This is a genomic window from Halovenus salina (assembly GCF_026410925.1).
GTDB classification, from domain to species: Archaea; Halobacteriota; Halobacteria; order Halobacteriales; family Haloarculaceae; genus Halovenus; species Halovenus salina.
In genome coordinates, this window is the sequence record NZ_CP112972.1 from 851,903 (window position 1) to 867,275 (window position 15,373).

General features: G+C 60.3%; 21 protein-coding genes and 2 tRNA genes. 4 read left to right on the forward strand and 19 right to left on the reverse strand.

From position 1 onward, the window contains the following. Nucleotides 1–13: 13 nt before the first annotated feature. From OSC37_RS04265 to OSC37_RS04290, 6 genes are all read right to left on the reverse strand, one after another. Nucleotides 14–724 carry an SDR family oxidoreductase gene (locus OSC37_RS04265; protein ID WP_267163368.1) on the reverse strand — a complete coding sequence of 237 codons (711 nt, stop codon included), beginning with the start codon at nt 722–724 and terminating at the stop codon, nt 14–16. Between the two features lie 42 nt (nt 725–766). After that, the gene (locus OSC37_RS04270; RefSeq protein WP_267163369.1) at nt 767–1,222 is read right to left on the reverse strand and encodes a DUF5799 family protein; all 456 of its coding nucleotides are present in this window, start codon (nt 1,220–1,222) and stop codon (nt 767–769) included. 44 nt (nt 1,223–1,266) lie between these two features. Next, nucleotides 1,267–1,665, reverse strand: a complete 399-nt coding sequence (locus OSC37_RS04275; protein ID WP_267163370.1) for an OsmC family protein — start codon at nt 1,663–1,665, stop codon at nt 1,267–1,269. A gap of 66 nt (nt 1,666–1,731) precedes the next feature. Beyond that, nucleotides 1,732–2,442, reverse strand: coding sequence for a metal-dependent hydrolase (locus OSC37_RS04280; RefSeq protein WP_267163371.1), 711 nt, complete (start codon nt 2,440–2,442; stop codon nt 1,732–1,734). 88 nt (nt 2,443–2,530) lie between these two features. After that, complete coding sequence (locus OSC37_RS04285; protein ID WP_267163372.1) at nt 2,531–3,088, reverse strand: hypothetical protein; 558 nt, start codon at nt 3,086–3,088, stop codon at nt 2,531–2,533. Between the two features lie 97 nt (nt 3,089–3,185). Beyond that, nucleotides 3,186–3,437, reverse strand: a complete 252-nt coding sequence (locus OSC37_RS04290; protein WP_267163373.1) for a hypothetical protein — start codon at nt 3,435–3,437, stop codon at nt 3,186–3,188. Between the two features lie 99 nt (nt 3,438–3,536). On the opposite strand from OSC37_RS04290, the gene OSC37_RS04295 reads away from it, so the two are divergent. Together OSC37_RS04295 and OSC37_RS04300 are read left to right on the forward strand one after the other, a co-directional pair. Continuing rightward, the gene (locus OSC37_RS04295; RefSeq protein WP_267163374.1) at nt 3,537–4,685 is read left to right on the forward strand and encodes a S1C family serine protease; all 1,149 of its coding nucleotides are present in this window, start codon (nt 3,537–3,539) and stop codon (nt 4,683–4,685) included. 473 nt (nt 4,686–5,158) lie between these two features. Next, nucleotides 5,159–5,572 carry a hypothetical protein gene (locus tag OSC37_RS04300; protein WP_267163375.1) on the forward strand — a complete coding sequence of 138 codons (414 nt, stop codon included), beginning with the start codon at nt 5,159–5,161 and terminating at the stop codon, nt 5,570–5,572. Nucleotides 5,573–6,073: 501 nt separating this feature from the next. On the opposite strand, the gene rpsB is transcribed toward OSC37_RS04300, so the two are convergent. The 13 genes from rpsB to OSC37_RS04365 all read right to left on the reverse strand — a co-directional run bounded on the left by rpsB (nt 6,074) and on the right by OSC37_RS04365 (nt 12,117). Next, the gene (gene rpsB / locus OSC37_RS04305; protein ID WP_267163376.1) at nt 6,074–6,829 is read right to left on the reverse strand and encodes a 30S ribosomal protein S2; all 756 of its coding nucleotides are present in this window, start codon (nt 6,827–6,829) and stop codon (nt 6,074–6,076) included. Next, on the reverse strand, nt 6,826–8,022 hold the full coding sequence (eno, locus tag OSC37_RS04310) for a phosphopyruvate hydratase (RefSeq protein WP_267163377.1): 1,197 nt from the start codon (nt 8,020–8,022) through the stop codon (nt 6,826–6,828). Before eno ends, rpsB begins: the two co-directional genes overlap by 4 nt. Then, nucleotides 8,019–8,195: a DNA-directed RNA polymerase subunit K gene (locus tag OSC37_RS04315; RefSeq protein WP_267163378.1), complete on the reverse strand. Its 177-nt coding sequence runs from the start codon at nt 8,193–8,195 to the stop codon at nt 8,019–8,021. Before OSC37_RS04315 ends, eno begins: the two co-directional genes overlap by 4 nt. Further along, a complete protein-coding gene (locus tag OSC37_RS04320) occupies nt 8,195–8,395 on the reverse strand; it encodes a DNA-directed RNA polymerase subunit N (protein ID WP_267163379.1) in 201 nt (66 codons plus the stop codon). The genes OSC37_RS04315 and OSC37_RS04320 overlap by 1 nt, the downstream gene beginning before the upstream one ends. 7 nt (nt 8,396–8,402) lie before the next feature. Continuing rightward, complete coding sequence (locus OSC37_RS04325; protein ID WP_267163380.1) at nt 8,403–8,801, reverse strand: 30S ribosomal protein S9; 399 nt, start codon at nt 8,799–8,801, stop codon at nt 8,403–8,405. After that, the gene (locus tag OSC37_RS04330) at nt 8,795–9,229 is read right to left on the reverse strand and encodes a 50S ribosomal protein L13 (protein ID WP_267163381.1); all 435 of its coding nucleotides are present in this window, start codon (nt 9,227–9,229) and stop codon (nt 8,795–8,797) included. The genes OSC37_RS04325 and OSC37_RS04330 overlap by 7 nt, the downstream gene beginning before the upstream one ends. Further along, nucleotides 9,226–9,576, reverse strand: coding sequence for a 50S ribosomal protein L18e (locus tag OSC37_RS04335; protein WP_267163382.1), 351 nt, complete (start codon nt 9,574–9,576; stop codon nt 9,226–9,228). Before OSC37_RS04335 ends, OSC37_RS04330 begins: the two co-directional genes overlap by 4 nt. Nucleotides 9,577–9,594: 18 nt before the next feature. Beyond that, a tRNA-Leu gene (locus tag OSC37_RS04340) sits at nt 9,595–9,679 on the reverse strand. Nucleotides 9,680–9,814: 135 nt separating this feature from the next. After that, nucleotides 9,815–10,594: a DNA-directed RNA polymerase subunit D gene (locus tag OSC37_RS04345; RefSeq protein WP_368409565.1), complete on the reverse strand. Its 780-nt coding sequence runs from the start codon at nt 10,592–10,594 to the stop codon at nt 9,815–9,817. Continuing rightward, the gene (locus OSC37_RS04350) at nt 10,594–10,980 is read right to left on the reverse strand and encodes a 30S ribosomal protein S11 (RefSeq protein ID WP_092699906.1); all 387 of its coding nucleotides are present in this window, start codon (nt 10,978–10,980) and stop codon (nt 10,594–10,596) included. Before OSC37_RS04350 ends, OSC37_RS04345 begins: the two co-directional genes overlap by 1 nt. Beyond that, complete coding sequence (locus tag OSC37_RS04355; protein WP_267163384.1) at nt 10,981–11,505, reverse strand: 30S ribosomal protein S4; 525 nt, start codon at nt 11,503–11,505, stop codon at nt 10,981–10,983. Next, nucleotides 11,505–12,014, reverse strand: a complete 510-nt coding sequence (locus OSC37_RS04360; protein WP_267163385.1) for a 30S ribosomal protein S13 — start codon at nt 12,012–12,014, stop codon at nt 11,505–11,507. The genes OSC37_RS04355 and OSC37_RS04360 overlap by 1 nt, the downstream gene beginning before the upstream one ends. 20 nt (nt 12,015–12,034) lie before the next feature. After that, nucleotides 12,035–12,117: transfer RNA gene (locus tag OSC37_RS04365), tRNA-Ser, on the reverse strand. A 224-nt stretch (nt 12,118–12,341) separates the two neighbouring features. On the opposite strand from OSC37_RS04365, the gene OSC37_RS04370 reads away from it, so the two are divergent. Next, nucleotides 12,342–14,222 (forward strand): hybrid sensor histidine kinase/response regulator, encoded by a 1,881-nt coding sequence (locus OSC37_RS04370; protein WP_267163386.1) that lies wholly within the window; start codon nt 12,342–12,344, stop codon nt 14,220–14,222. Nucleotides 14,223–14,265: 43 nt separating this feature from the next. Next, nucleotides 14,266–15,309 (forward strand): Mrp/NBP35 family ATP-binding protein, encoded by a 1,044-nt coding sequence (locus OSC37_RS04375; protein WP_267164151.1) that lies wholly within the window; start codon nt 14,266–14,268, stop codon nt 15,307–15,309. Nucleotides 15,310–15,373 lie beyond the last annotated feature (64 nt).

Consider the following 15,373-nt stretch of genomic DNA (forward strand, 5'->3'; position numbering starts at 1 on the left):
AGGTTTCGGAAGCTCAGGCCTCGCCGTAGACCGGGACTGCCGCGCCGCTTGTCACACCCGTCGCGTCGCTACAGAGTGCCAGGAAGGTGTCGGCGATGTCTGCGGGGTCGACCCACGAGGAGTGGTCGGCGTCTGCCATCATCTCACGGTTCATCGGCGTGTCGATGACACTCGGCATCACAGCGTTTGCCCGCAGTTGGCCGCTGTTTTCCTCGGCTATCGTCTCGGTCAGCAGCCGGATGCCTGCCTTCGTCGCTCGGTAGATGCCATCTCCCTCACCGCCCTCAAGCGAAGACTGCGCCGACACGCTGACGATAGCACCCGACTGTTCGCGGATGTGTGGAATCGCGTGTTTCGAGGCCAGAAACATCGTCTTCAGGTTCACGTCGAAAAGGAAGTCGAACAGGTCACCCTCGGTCTCGTCGAGCGGGCTGCCGCCGCGCCAGGTGCCGGCGATGTTGGCCAGATAATCGAGCTGGCCGTGGCTGTCGACAGTTTCCTCGATTGTCTCCTCGACGGTCGCCTCGTCGGTGAAGTCACCCTGGTAGAAGTCGATGCGGTCGGGTGCATCGAGCAAGAAGTCATCGTCGTCGGGCGAGACGAGGTCAGCCCCACAGACGGTCGCGTCGGCCTCGAGAAACGCCTCCGCGACCGCACTGCCGAGTGCGCCACCGACGCCGGTTACCAGGACCACGCTGTTGCTGAAGTCGAACGTGACGGACATATTTCCCAGGAGGGCTCGAACACGTATAAAACTCTGGCGGGGTCACTCGCCGCCTGCGGCCCCGGCACAGAGACCGTCCCAGCGGCCTTCGTCTTCGAGGAAGGTCTGTAGCTCGTCGGCGTACTCTTCGACGAGTTGTATCGCGGAGTCGAGTTGAGCCTCGTCGATACCGTCGTCGTCGCCGTCGACGCCGAGCAGCCCACGAATCTTGCCGAGAACGCCCTCGCCACCACCGCCGGTATCCTGCTGGCCCATGGGTTGTCCCCCCATTCCCTGTGGCATATTGTCCAGTTCGGGGAGGATATGCTCGATTTGATCTGTGTCGGCGACCAGTTCAGCCTGTTCGGGGTCCTGTGGATTCTCGATGTCGAACTCGACGGCTGTCATAATGAGGCCCCACTGCTGGTTCGTGAACTTGGAGGCGACGATGCGGTCGTTGAACTGCTGGTCGACCTGCATGCGTGCGCCCGCGAGTCTGTCCTGCCATCCGTTGCTCATATCACCCGATACGACAGGGAAGCCTATGAGCGTTTTCCACCGCGTTACAGGTCCGCGCCGTCGGTGACCGTGATGTCGGCGTGAAGTCCCTCACGGAGGGCGGAGTGGACGTGGCAGATGTCCTCTGCTCGCGCGACGACATCGTCGACAGAGTCGCCGAGGTCTGCCTCGACGTGGACCTCGAAGGAGATGCTTTCGAGGTCGTCGCCGTCGTCGAGTTCTGCCGAGGACTCGATTTGTACTGTGCCGATGTCGTCGAATCCTTCCTTGTTGGCACCGACGCGGAACGCGGGGATGAAACAGGAGGCATAATCTGCGACGAGTGTCGCGTTCGGGTCGGGGCCGTCCTCACCGGTCGCGTCGATGACCAGGTCGAAGTTCCCGACGACGCTGTTGGTAGTGTATCCCTCTTCGCACGTGCTGGTGATGTTGATATCTGACATCGATTTTCTGTACGGTTCCTAGCCCCAAAACTGTGTGTCTCTCAACAGTATTTGCAGCAACAGCCGCTACAGTTCGAACGTCTCGTCGCCGTCGAGGACGACCGGCTCGGCGGACGAGTTCGTCTCGACGTACTGTTCGAAATTGGCGGTGTCGATCTCTATTGGCGGGAACGAGTCGTAGTGCATCGGGAGGGCGTAGTCGACGCCCAGCCAGTCAGCGGCAATCGAGGCCTGGTGTGGCCCCATCGTGAAGTGGTCACCTATCGGCAGGGCCGCCGCGTCCGGTTCGAGGTAGTCGCCGATGACATCGCGCATCGAGGTCATCAACGCGGTGTCGCCCGCGTGGTAGAACGTCGTCGCTTCGCCGTCGTCTGTGGGGTGTGAGTCGGAGATGACAAACCCTGCGGGCATCCCGCCGGAGAACTCGTAGTCGGTCATCAGCCCGTTGGTGTGGTCCGAGCGGTGCATCGTGACGAAGGCATCTCCGAGTTCGAGCGTGCCGCCGATGTTGAATCCGATGGTGTTGTCCTCCTCGACGTCGAACTCGTCGGCGACAAAGCCCGTCAGTTCAGGCGTCCCAGCCACCGTCGCGTCACCGAACGCGCCGGCATCTGCGATGTGGTCTGCGTGCCCGTGTGTCAGCAGGACGTAATCGGGCGTGTCGAGGTCAGACGGCTCCAGCGATGTCTTGGGGTTGTCGAAAAACGGGTCGATGAGCAAGCTGGTCGTCCCGAGTTCGACGTGCCACGTCGAGTGGCCGTGCCAGGTGAGTTCCATTGCATTACGATGTTCTCACGAAATCCACTTAAGCTATGGTGTACCGGTCGCTCCGAGAATACGTCTGTCGTCTCGTGCCCAGGACTGATTACCGCCACGACTGGTGCATCGCCGCGGCGAGATCGAGTGCAGTCTGTTCTTTCCTGTCGTCAGACTCCTGGTTTGTATAGACGAGGTCACCGATTGCGTTTGCATCCCGGAAGATGATGTGTGATTCTTCGCCCTCTGTCGTTCCGCCGATTGATTCGACTGCAATTTGTCGTGACTCGTAGCCGAATCCACTCTGGAACGGAGAGTTGTCGAACGCCTCCTGGGCCGCCTCGACGGTGTCGTACAATCGTACCGTGCTCGCACACGCCTTTAGATCAAAGCCACCATCTTCTGAAAACTGCGGTCCAAACAGCCGAACCGCATCAACATCACGGAGCACAGAGGTATTTTCGATCGCCTCCAATCCGAATCCGTCTTGTGGATCTTCCTCATTCCAGTCCTCGTCTGTCTCGTCGGTTAGCGCCTCCTTACCGAGGAGCAACGACTCCGGACTCATCTCGAACGGCGAGTCGTCGTTACCTTCTGTCGAGACGGTGTCGTCACCACCACCCAGTCCGAGACAACCCGCAGCCACAGCCGAAACTGATACTGTCATTTTTGTGAGAGGTTCGCGACGCGATTGGACCATATTATGACGGCGTGCCGGTGATAATTAAATCACAACCCAGTGTTACACACAGAGAGACGAGACGTTACAGCCTCGGGTTTGCTGTGTCGGCCCACCGTGCCATCTGTCGGTTCAGTGCCCAAAACAGGACCACGATCATAACGACGACCGCGAGCGTGACGACCGCTCCGAAGTAGATGTCATTTTCGGCCGGCAGCCCGACGAGCAACACGAGCGAGCCAGCAAGTACCATCTCGACAGCACAGCGAATTCCCGGAAGGAGAAACCCCGGCCGTCTCTCTGTAGCGCCCCGTCGGCCTCGTTGCTCCCTTGCCATACTGCCAGTTGTGCGCTCCTGGGGTAGTAGCTCTTTGGCATTCCGATCTTGACTGGCTGTCGCCCGGTTATTTATTGGCCTCGCGTCCGTGTTTTAGGTATGGACCAAGATGTCTCTCGTCGTCACCTCCTTGCCGCGGCCGGATCGGTGTTGTCGGCAAGCGTCGCGGGCTGTGCGTTACAGGCCCCAGAAGAGATTTCTCGGACCGACAGCCCTCCTGAAGACGAGGAGTTGGGTGATTTCCCTGACGAGTTCGATACCCCCGAGCAACGCGCCAGCAGCCCTCCTGCAGACTCCGAGCAGACGGCAGTGTACGAGCAGGTCGTCGACTCGGTCGCTGCAGTGGAGGTGCGCACCTCCCAGGGTCCTGCCGGCGGGTCTGCCTGGATGTACGACGACTCCTATCTCGTTACGAACGACCACGTCGTCGCACTCGCCGACAGCACGTACGTTCGCTTCAGAGATGTCGGCTGGCGAGAGGCCTCGGTTGTTGGAACCGACTTCTACAGTGACCTTGCGGTCCTCGATGTCGAGAACAAACCTGACAGCGCAACACCGCTCCCGCTGGTCGACGGGCCGAAGGCCGTCGGTACTCCTGTCGCAGCAATCGGAAATCCCTACCAGCTTGCCGGCTCGTTCTCGACGGGGGTTATCAGCGGTCAGGACCGCAACATCCAGGCACCGGGCCGGGATTTCAGTATCGCTGACGGCATCCAGACTGACGCCGCCGTCAACCCCGGCAACAGCGGCGGTCCGCTCGTGACCTACGACGGCGAGGTGGCTGGCGTCGTCAGTGCCGGCCGGGGCCAGACTATCGGATTCGCCATCTCGGCGGCGATGGTCAAACGCGTTGTCCCCGAACTCGTCGACAACGGCGAGTTCGAACACTCCTATATGGGAATCCGCCTGCTCGACGTTCGCCCGGCACTCATCGAGGCAAATAACCTCCCAGTCTCCTGGGGAGTCTACGTCCACAGCATTGCAGATGACGGACCCTCTAACGGAGTACTCGAAGGAAGCGACGAGGATCGGACAGTCAACGGACGGGAGGTGCCCGTCGGCGGCGATGTTATCGTCCGGATGGACGACTGGCCGATTCCGAACCAAGAGCGGCTTTCTGCGTTTCTCGCACTCGAAACCGACCCCGGCGACACCATCGAGGTCGAGGTCGTCCGCGACGACGAGCGCCGGACAGTCTCACTGACTCTCGGGACCCGCCCGCCTGCCCAGCGCCCACGGCAAGGTTGAAAGAGACCGTGCTGGGACGGCCAGACGTGGCTGTTTAGACGGTTGTGCACCAGCCGCGAGGCTACCGGGGCAGGGCTGTGAAAACGTCAGGTTACCAGTAGTTGAAATTGGTTTCTTTATTCAGTTCGTGGAATGAAACGGCCGTTACGTACAGCGGAACAGGCCTTGCACGGTGTCTATTTACACTAGCTTTTTTTCACCAGCCTCTAACAAATTGTATGGATAGACGAACGTTATTGCGGACGATTGGTGGATCCTTAGCAATTGGAGTTGCCGGTTGTTCCGGGGACGGAAACGGAAGTGATGGGGGTAACGAAGGCGAGACACCGAGAGGAGAAACCACTTCGTCACCAACCAGTACTTCAACGCCAACCAAAACAGAATCACCGACTGCTACTCCGAGGCAGACGCCATCCGCATTTGCGACAGAGGGGGGTTCATCCCTGATAACGAAACCCCCCGAGGAGCTAGCGATGACTGAGGCAGATACTCCAAATGGTTATTCAAAAGAACCATCGAGTAAGTACGTTCGTGAAGTTGGAGACGGTGTTTTGTATGAGATTGAATTTCTAAAATCTTCAGAAACAAGAGAGATATATTTCAGAATGACAAAAGCTACCAGTATTCAAAATGGTGAGAAAGCATACGATACTGTATCATATGACAAATTGGGGTCGACTATTGAAAACCCATCTAACAGAAGACAACTAGACATAGCGACTGAAAGTATCTTTATCCAGGCTCAAAATTCTAATCTTGCAAATAGTTACATTCGATTCAGGGACGCAAACGTTATTGCACATGTACTTTGGAGAACAAGAGACACCTCAATCAGCCTAGAAAACATTGGCCAGCTAGCCGTTAATATTCATAATAAGTGGAGATAATCAATAGAACACAATAAAACGGCTCCTATGGTTGTCACCCACACCGATTCGGTGAGGGAGCCATTCGCCCAACTGATAGACATGCTTTGATTGATACGAGATTAGCGAGTCCGGCTGCTGACTTCGGGCTCTGCATCATACACACACGTTGAGTCTTGTTCATCAGTGACAGGATACCTAGCGTTTAGTTCACAGCCCTACTTGACGAATTGCTCGCTCAGGCTCAGAGGAAATCTGAGTAAAGAGATTACACTAGCAACTATTGAGGTATTAGTAAAATCAAAAGACTCGCTTCCTGTACCCCGGCATCTCGCACACCGTGACCATCAGATTAAAAAGCTTTTAATCGAAGTTGAAACTTATAGCCGTTGTATTTTCTGTTTGTGGACAAACGTATTTCGTCTCTCTGAGCCTTCTTCTAATACCAATCAGAGCTTGGCAGCACTACTGAACAGAATAGGCGTGCTTTCAACTACTGTTACGTCAATCGAAACGCGAGACTCAAATGTCGCTCTCGAAGTCCTCGAGCGAGTAGGCTGGCTCGGCACCGCGGCGGTCCAGTGTCTCGTTGGCGAGCAGCCAGTAGACGACCGACAGCGCCTTGCGGCCCTTGTTGTTCGTCGGCACCACGAGGTCGACGTTGCTCGTGGTGTTGTTCGAGTCACACATCGCGATGACAGGGATGCCGACCGTGATGGCCTCCTTGACTGCCTGTGCGTCGCCGATGGGGTCTGTAACGACGAGCACGTCCGGCTCGATGTAGCCGTCGTACTTGGGGTTGGTCAGCGTGCCTGGGATGAAACGACCCGTCCGGGCGCGAGCACCAACGGCCTCCGCGAACTTCTCGGCCGGGAACCGGCCGTACTGGCGCGAGGAGGTGACCAGCATCTGTTCGGGGTCGTAGTTCGACAGGAAGTTTGCTGCCGTCCGAATCCGGCTGTCGGTCATCGACACGTCCAGCACGTAGAGACCATCGGTCCGGACGCGGTGGATGAACCGCTCCATGTCCGCGGTGTTCTGCTGGGTGCCGATGTGGACACCGGAGCCGAGGTAGTCCTCGACCGGGATGAGGAGGTCAGCGTCCTCGTCGGACATCACGTCCTCGTCGAGTGCGCTCTCCTCCTCGTCTGGTTCTGCCGCGTCGTCCGCGGCGGGCTGTTCGTCTTCCGTCTCGGCCTCGGGGGCCTCGGCCTGCTCCGCCTCCTCGGCGGCGTCAACCTCGGACTCCTCGAGACCGTCGTTTTCGTTTCCACTCATGCGTTGTGTTCAATCCTGATGAGTTCGTTCAGCTTCGCTGTCCGCTCGCCGCCGACCGCGCCCGTCTTGATGAACGGCGCGTCCGTGGCGACGGCGAGGTGGGCGATTGTCGTGTCTTCCGTCTCTCCACTCCGGTGTGAGATGACTGGGTCGTATCCGTTCCGTCGGGCACGCTCGACCGCTTCGACTGTATCCGAGAGCGTGCCGATCTGGTTTGGCTTGATGAGGATGCTGTTCGCTGCCCCCATCTCGATACCACGCTCCAGGCGGTCGACGTTGGTGACAAAGAGGTCGTCGCCACAGACCAGCGTCTCCGTGCCGACGCGCTCGGTGAGTTCGACGTATCCCTCGAAGTCGTCCTCGTCGAGGGGATCCTCGACGTAGACCAAGTCGTACTCGTCGACCAGCCCGGCGACGTATTCGATCTGTTCGTCTGTATCTCGGACGGTCTCGCCGTACCGGTAGACGCCGTCGTCGTACAGCTCTGCGCCGGCGATATCGAGACCGAGACCGATCTCGAAGCCGACCTCGTCTTCGACGGTTTCGATTGCCTCCGCGACAAGTTCGAACGCCCGGGAGTCGTCGATAGAGGGAGCCCACGCACCCTCGTCGCCTTTCCCACAGGCCACCCCATGCTCGTCGAGCAGGTCACCGACTGCGGCATGGACTGCCGCGTTGGCGAAAACCGCCTCCTCGACCGATGGTGCACCGATTGGTGCAGCGAGAAACTCCTGGATGTGGGTCGCGTCCGCGGCGTGTTCGCCGCCGCCGACAACGTTCCCGAGCGGTGTCGGGAACGTGTCGCCACGGAACGTGCCGCCGAGGTGCTGGAACAGTGGCGCACCCAACACGTCGGCAGCGGCTTTGGCGGCTGCCATCGAGATGGCGACCGCACTGTTCGCGCCGATCTGTGAGAAGTCGTCGGTCCCGTCGGCTGCGTGCAACGCCGCGTCGATATCGCGCTGATTACCGGCGTACACGTCGCCGACGAGGCGTGGAATCGCCATCTCGCGTGCGTTGGCAATCGCCTCGCCAACCGGCAGCTCGATGGCTTCGTACTCGCCGGTACTTGCACCTGATGGCGCCTTCGCTCGACCGAAGCCACCACTCTCCGTCCGAACGTCTGCCTCGACAGTCGGATTGCCGCGGGAGTCGAGCACCCGCCGCAGGCGGACGTCCGTGACGAGTGTCACGCGCGGTCACCTCGCCGCACAGTGAAGGGGAGAACGTTCGCGTCGTACTCCTCGGCGGCGATGAGAATCGGCTCCGTCTGCTCGGTGTCGACGAGCACCGGTGCGCCGTAGGCCACCTGCAGGGCTCGTGCGCCGATGATACGAGCCTTCTCGTAGCGGTTATCTGGTTTCATTATTGATAGGGTGCCACGATGTCGACGAGGTCTTTATGCGAGACCAGCATGCGCCGACAGCAGTGCCGTTCGACTCCGAGCTCGTCGAGCACCTTCTCTGGGTCTTCGGGGTCGCTGGCCTCTCGCGTACGGTGCTTAAACTCTTCCCAGTGTTCACCGACGACCGTCCCACACGTGAAACACCGGACTGGTACCATCATGGGAATATCACCGATAGGATTTCTGGTAGCGAGCGCGTGCTCCGGGACCGCCCCACTTCTTGGCCTCGCGCTGGCGGACATCGTTGACCAGAAGTGACCTGTCGAACTCCATGTATGCGTCACGGAGTTCGGCGTCGTTGGTGTGTTGGACGATACCGCGGGCAATCGCCGTCCGTGCGGCGTCAGCCTGTCCCATCACGCCGCCGCCTTCGACGGAGATGTCGATATCGACGTCCTCACGAAGCGGGTCGTCGATGACACGGAACGGCTCCAGAATCTTCAGCTGGGCCGACTCCGGGTCGTACAGCTCGACCGGCCGTCCGTTGATGCGGACCTTACCGGTCCCTTCTCGGACGGTCGCTCGCGCGATTGCCGTCTTCTTCTTGCCTGATGTGTTCGTTACCATGTTACGTTCGCTCCGAGTTCTTCGCTCACGTCTCCCAGCGAGACGAACTTGATGTTCGAGAGTCTGTCCAGTGACGTATCATCGAGCACTTCCGCCTCGTCATACGGGTTGCCGACGTAGATGCGGATGTTCTCGAAGGCCTCACGACCGCGTGTCTTCTTGTACGGCAGCATGCCGCGCACTGCTCGCTTGAAGATGCGGTCCGGCCGTTTCGGGTAGTACGGTCCGCTGTCGGAGCCAAGCTCGCGGCGCTTGGTGTAAGTCTCCATGGTGTCTTCCTCACGGCCGGTGATGACCGCTTGCTCGGCGTTGACGACTGCAATGCGTTCGCCATCGAGCGCGCGTTCGGCGACCTGTGAGGCGACACGGCCCATGATACAGTCACGGGCGTCAACGACGAGGTCTGCCTCGAATTCGGCGACGCTCATCGGATCACCCGTACGTTCGCTGCTTCCGGATTGTTTTCGAGTATCTGTTCGAGTTTCATTGTCTCACCGACCTGGTCGATTTTTGTCTGCGCAGTGCCCGAAAAGTCGACTGCGGCAACAGTGACCTCCTTGCTGAGGGCACCGCTGCCGAGCACTTTCCCCGGCACAACGACTGTTTCGTCCTCCTGTGCGTACCGCTCGATGCGGCCCAGGTTGACCTCTGCGTGCGTCCGCCGCGGCTTCTCCAGTCGCTCGGCAACGTCTTCCCAGACGTCGCTGCCGGAGTTCCGGGCAGCCGACTTCAGGTCGGCGATGAGACTGTTGAGTCTCGGGTTTGTCTTGCTCATAACCTACCTCCTGAAAAATGCAGGGAGCAGGATTTGAACCTGCGGACCCCTACGGGACAGCGCCCTGAACGCTGCGCCGTTGGCCTGACTTGGCTATCCCTGCTCGCGTCTGTTAGTTGGTCTGCCCCCCACAAACCCGTTTCGGTCTGCCGGTCCGCGCCGCTCTCCAGCGCGACCCGACGGGCCGATGGCTGCACGCGCTTGCGTGTGCTGGGTGTGTGAGGGAGTCGTGTCATCGTTATAGCTGTACCGTCTCTTTGAGTTCCGCCGCCCGTGATTCGAGCGTGCCGGCGGCCTCTCGAACGAGTTCGTCGACACTGAACGAGCCATCTGTCTCGACGTCGAAGACGAATGCGTCTTGTACGTCGTGGACGGCGAGTTCTTTCTCGGGGTAGCGGTTGGTGAGGTCGTTGTCGAAAGACTCTGTCGCCACGAGGTCGCCGTTCTCGACGTCGGCGTCGGCGTGTTCTGCGGCCTGCTCCTCGATGACGCCCCGGAGAATCTGGGGATCGCCGTCATCGAACTCACTTTTGTCGCCGGTGACCTCGACGGTTTGGAGGTGTCGGTAGCCGACCGCCACGCCGCCCTGGTGTTTGGCGTGTTCGCGGCCGGTATCGAGTACCGCGTCGGCCTCGAACTCCAGTCGCTGACCCTCTTTGAGGTCGATAATCGGGATATTATCGTCGGCGGCAGAGACCATCTCGTCGCTGGAGACGATATCGCCCGAGTACGCGGTGTCGGGACCAGACACGTCGAGGGAAAGCGTAACCTCGTCACCGATTTCGAACTCGCCAGGTGGCGTCGTCAGTGGCACAAGTCCGAGCCGGAGGCCGATCTGTTCGTCGAACATGACGCTCGAGTTCTCGACGACTCGAACGGTATCGATGCTGAACGTCGGCACGTCGGCGATCATCGCCCGTCGGATGCCGTTGGCGAACGCCGGCGTGACCGGTCGCACGACAAACCGTGCGTGCCGTTCACTCCGCTCGACGAACTGGACCTCGTAGTCGGACATGATTAGAAGCCCGCGTTCTTTGGACCGCGGGTACCATCGTGTGGAATCGGGGTCACGTCTTCGATGCGGCCGATTTCCAGCCCGGCGCGGGCCAGCGCGCGAATCGTCGCCTGTGCGCCCGGTCCGGGGTTGGTCTGCTGGTTGCCGCCCGGACCGCGAACGCGGACGTGGACGCCTTCGACGCCCTGGTTGAGGACGTTCTCGGCGACTTCCTCGGCCATCTGCATCGCGGCATAGGGCGAGGCCTCGTCACGGTTCTGCTTGACGACGGTTCCGCCGCTGGATTTGGCCAGCGTCTCGGCACCGGTCTGGTCCGTGATGGTGATGATGGTATTGTTGAACGATGCGTGCACGTGGGCAATGCCCCAGATACTGTCTTCGTCTGCCATTTATTGGTCCTCCCCTCGTTCCGGGTGAAGGTCGTCGCTCAGCGGTGAGGTCTCGTCGAAGGCGACGGCACCCTCCTCGCTGACGTACACCTTGTAGGACGGTCGCTGAACGCGCGAGCCGTCGACGGTGATGTGACCGTGTGAGATGAACTGTCGCGCCTGACCGATGCTGTTTGCCAGCCCGTTCCGGTAGATGACCGTCTGAAGGCGGCGCTCCAGGATGTCGGTCACGTCGAGTGACAGCACGTCCGCCAGTGACTCCTGCTCGTCGAGGATGCCGAGTCGCTGGAGGCGAGCCACGAACTCGGAGTGTTCGGCCTCGGCGACGCTTTCGTCACCGCCGGCCCCGCCGAGTGCGTTCCGTGCCTCACGGCGGTACTGACGCAGCTCGGACTCTGCTCGCCAGAGCTCTTCCTTGTTCTTGAGACCGTATTTGCCGAGCAGACCGGACTCCTCGGCAATACGCTCGTCCTGGTAGGGATGGTTCGGCGTCTCGTAGAACGTCGTGTTGTTTCCGAGTGCCATTATTCTTCACCTCCGTCCTCTGCAGCTTCCTCCTTGATGGCCTCGACGTTGACGCCGATAGTGCCCTCGGTACGGCCCGTGGACTTGGTCCGCTGTCCGCGGACTTTCTGGCCGCGCTTGTGTCGAACGCCTTTGTAGGAGTCGATCATCTTCATGCGGTTGATGTCCTGCTGGCGCGTCAGCTGGAGTTCGTTGCCGATCTCGTGGGTGGTCTCACCTTCGAAGAAGTCGTTCCGGTGGTTGGCGAGCCACTCCGGAACCTCGTCGGCAAATCCTTCTACGAGGTCGACAATCTCGTCAATCGTGTCGTCGTCGAGTGCTCCGAAGGTGGCGGTTCGGTCGACGCCGGCCTTGTCGGTAATCACTCGCGCCGCACGGTGTCCGATACCTTCGAGCTCTGTCAGGGACCGTTCGACCGATTTGGTCCCGTCAAGGTCGCTCTGTCCGATGCGGACGAAGTAACGAATGTCGTCGTCCTCCTCCGCGTTCTCTGGTTGTTGTTCACTCATGTGTGAGTCGGTGTGATGCACGTCGTGGCGGGGATTCGAACCCCGGAGGCATTACGCCACATGGTTAGCAACCATGCGCCTTGGGCCACTTGGCTACCACGACACGCGGAACTCGCGTTTGTCACGCTGCCTTACTTGCGCCCACGGCATGGACTCGGGGAAGCGCACCCCTACACGATTCTACTACACTGTCTCCCCCGCGAGTATTTAAACACAACGAATCGCTCGTCAATCACCCGGTGGGTCTGTGTCGTCTCGATAAAGATGGGTGGGAAAATCCGCGTCGGACCGGCTATTTTTATGTGATACGAGACAAATGCGTTGGTAGTGACCGACGCGATTTGTCTGTTACACGTAGACGACGACCCAGAGTTTACCGAGCTGACGGCGGAGTTCATCGGTCGCGAGTTCGACGCATTCGAGACGGTACAGGCAGTCGACGCCGAAGAGGGGCTGGCACAGTTAGACGACCAGCCAATCGACTGCGTCGTTAGCGACTACAAGCTCCCCGGGATTGACGGTATCGAGTTTCTCGAATCGGTGCGAGCAGACCATCCTGACCTGCCCTTTATTATTTTCACCGGGAAGGGAAGCGAGGCCGTCGCAAGCGAAGCAATCTCCGCGGGCGCGACAGACTACTTCCGGAAGGAACGAATCGGGAACCAGTACGACCTCCTGGCGAACCGGGTGATGAACGCAGTCGGTGCGAGCGAGGCCCGACAGCGTGTCAAGGAGCGAACACAGGAGTACCGAATGCTGGTCGAGCGGACCCCGGTCCCGCTGTTGGTCGTCGGGAACGACCACGAGATACGGTACGTGAACAGCCACGCCGTCGATACCTTCGGCGCAGACAAAGAGAGCGACCTGATTGGAGAAGCTGTCTCGACGTTCGTCCCCGAGAGTGATGTCGCGTACAGCCGCCTCGAGGAGGCTCTAGAGGAACGGACACCCGCCGAGTTCGCCGAACACGAGTTCATCGATATCGACGGCAACACGCGATACGGACGCGGGTCTGTCGTCCCAGTCACCTTCGGTGGAGAGCCGGCGGCGCAGGTCGTCATCTCGGATATTACGGAACGAAAGCGCCACGAACGCAGAGTGAAACAACACCAAGAGCAGATTACACAGCTCCACGAGATTGGCGTCGAGATTGCCGGCTGTGAGAGCAAGCAGGAAGTCTACGAGCTGATGGTCGAGGCGACAGAGGGGATTCTCGATTTGGACCTCTGTATCGTCGATAGCGTCGAAGACGGCCGTCTCGTCGCCCGGGCGACCTCCTCAGAGTTGACAGAGTACGAAGAGTCGCCGGTCGAAGATGCCGGAATCGCCGGCAAGGCGTACCGGACCGGCGAGTCGTACCTCGTCAACGACGGCAGCAACAACCCGGCAGCCGACCCCGTCGGCGAGTTCGAGTCTGCGATTACGGTACCAATCGAGGACTTCGGGGTCTTCCAAGCAACCGCCAGAGACCCAGATTCCTTCGACGGGCGCGACCTCGAACTGGTCGAGCTGCTGGTGGGACACGTCCGGGAGGCGCTGGTTCGTCTCGACCAGGAAGAGCGCCTCCGCGAGCAACGAGACAGGCTCAGACGAGAGAACGAGCGTCTCGACCAGTTCGCCAGCATCGTCAGCCACGATATCCGAAACCCGCTAAACGTGGCAAAGCTCCGCCTCGATCTGGCCAGAGACGAGGTCGACAGCGACCATCTCGGTGCCGTCGCCGAATCCATCGACCGCATCGAGACACTGACCGATGATCTCCTCTCTCTCGCGCGCATGGGCGAGACAATAACAGACCCTGCTCCGGTCGACATAGAGCATATTGCCACCGCCTGCTGGCAGAACGTCGAGACGGCGGACGCGACGCTGTCGGTCTCGAAGAGTGCACGAATCGAGGCAGACGACACCCGCCTCCAGCAACTCATAGAGAACCTGTTTCGAAACGCAATCGAGCACGGCGGTGAAGACGTCACGGTTACTGTCGGCCTCCTCGGCGGCGGGTTCTACGTCGAAGACGACGGCGATGGCCTACCGCCGGAGGCTCGCGAGCGAGCGTTCGACACGGATTTCTCGACCCGGGACGAGGGGACTGGCTTTGGCCTGGCAATCGTCTCTCGAATAGCCGAGGCGCACGGCTGGTGTGTCACAGCGACCGAGAGCGATGCCGGCGGCGCACGCTTCGAGTTTCGGGGCGTCGAGACCGTCTAGCATGGAAATCCTTTTCGCTGGACCGACCTGAGTGCCGTCCATGATGACGTCCGACGAGATTCGAGAGCGCCTTCGAGCGGTGGAGGACCCACATCTGGGCGACGATATCGTCACACTTGGACTGGTCCGGGAGGTAACCGTCGACGACGAGGCCGAGACAATCCGAGTGACGCTCGGGCTCGGTGCGCCCTACTCGCCAACAGAGACGTCGATAGCGGGCCGCGTTCGCGACAAGCTGGACGATAGCGGCTACGAAATCGACCTGACGGCGGCGGTCGACAGAGGCGTCGACCCCGAGGAGACGGTGCTCCCGAACGTCAAGAACATTATCGCCGTCGCCTCGGGCAAAGGCGGCGTCGGCAAAAGTACCGTCGCGGCGAATCTAGCGGCCGGCCTCGCCGACCTCGGCGCACGGGTCGGGCTGTTCGACGCCGACGTGTACGGTCCGAACGTCCCCCAGATGATGGGGACCGACGAACAGCCACAGGTCACCGAGGACGAGACAATGCTCCCGCCGGTCGCCCACGGCGTCGAGATTATGAGCATGGAGTTCCTGCTCGGCGAGAGCGCCCCGGCTATCTGGCGTGGGCCGATGGTCCACAAGGTTCTCACCCAGCTCTGGGAGGATGTCGACTGGGGGCGTGGCGGTAGCCTCGATTACATGGTCGTCGACCTCCCCCCTGGGACCGGCGACACCCAGCTGACGATGCTCCAGAGCATCCCCGTCTCGGGCGCGGTCATCGTGACGACTCCCCAAGCGGTCGCACTCGATGACGCAGAACGAGGGATGGAGATGTTCGGCGAACACGAGACCCCCGTCCTCGGTATCGTCGAGAACATGTCGACGTTCGTCTGTCCGGACTGCGGCGGCCGTCACGACATTTTCGGCTCCGGCGGCGGCGAAACGTTCGCCGAAGAAACAGATATGCCGTTCCTCGGGTCGATTCCGCTCGACCCGGCAGTCCGTACGAGTCAAAATCCCGTCGTCCTCGGCGACGATGAAACCGCGGATGCGGTCACCGAGTTCGTCGAAACCACCGTCGACATGCAGGGCGTCGTCCACCGACGGCGAGAGTCCTCCCGCTGACTCCGACGCTCCGAAACGAAATCGTTTTCGTCCGCCCCCACGCAGTCCAGACAACGAGCTGCTT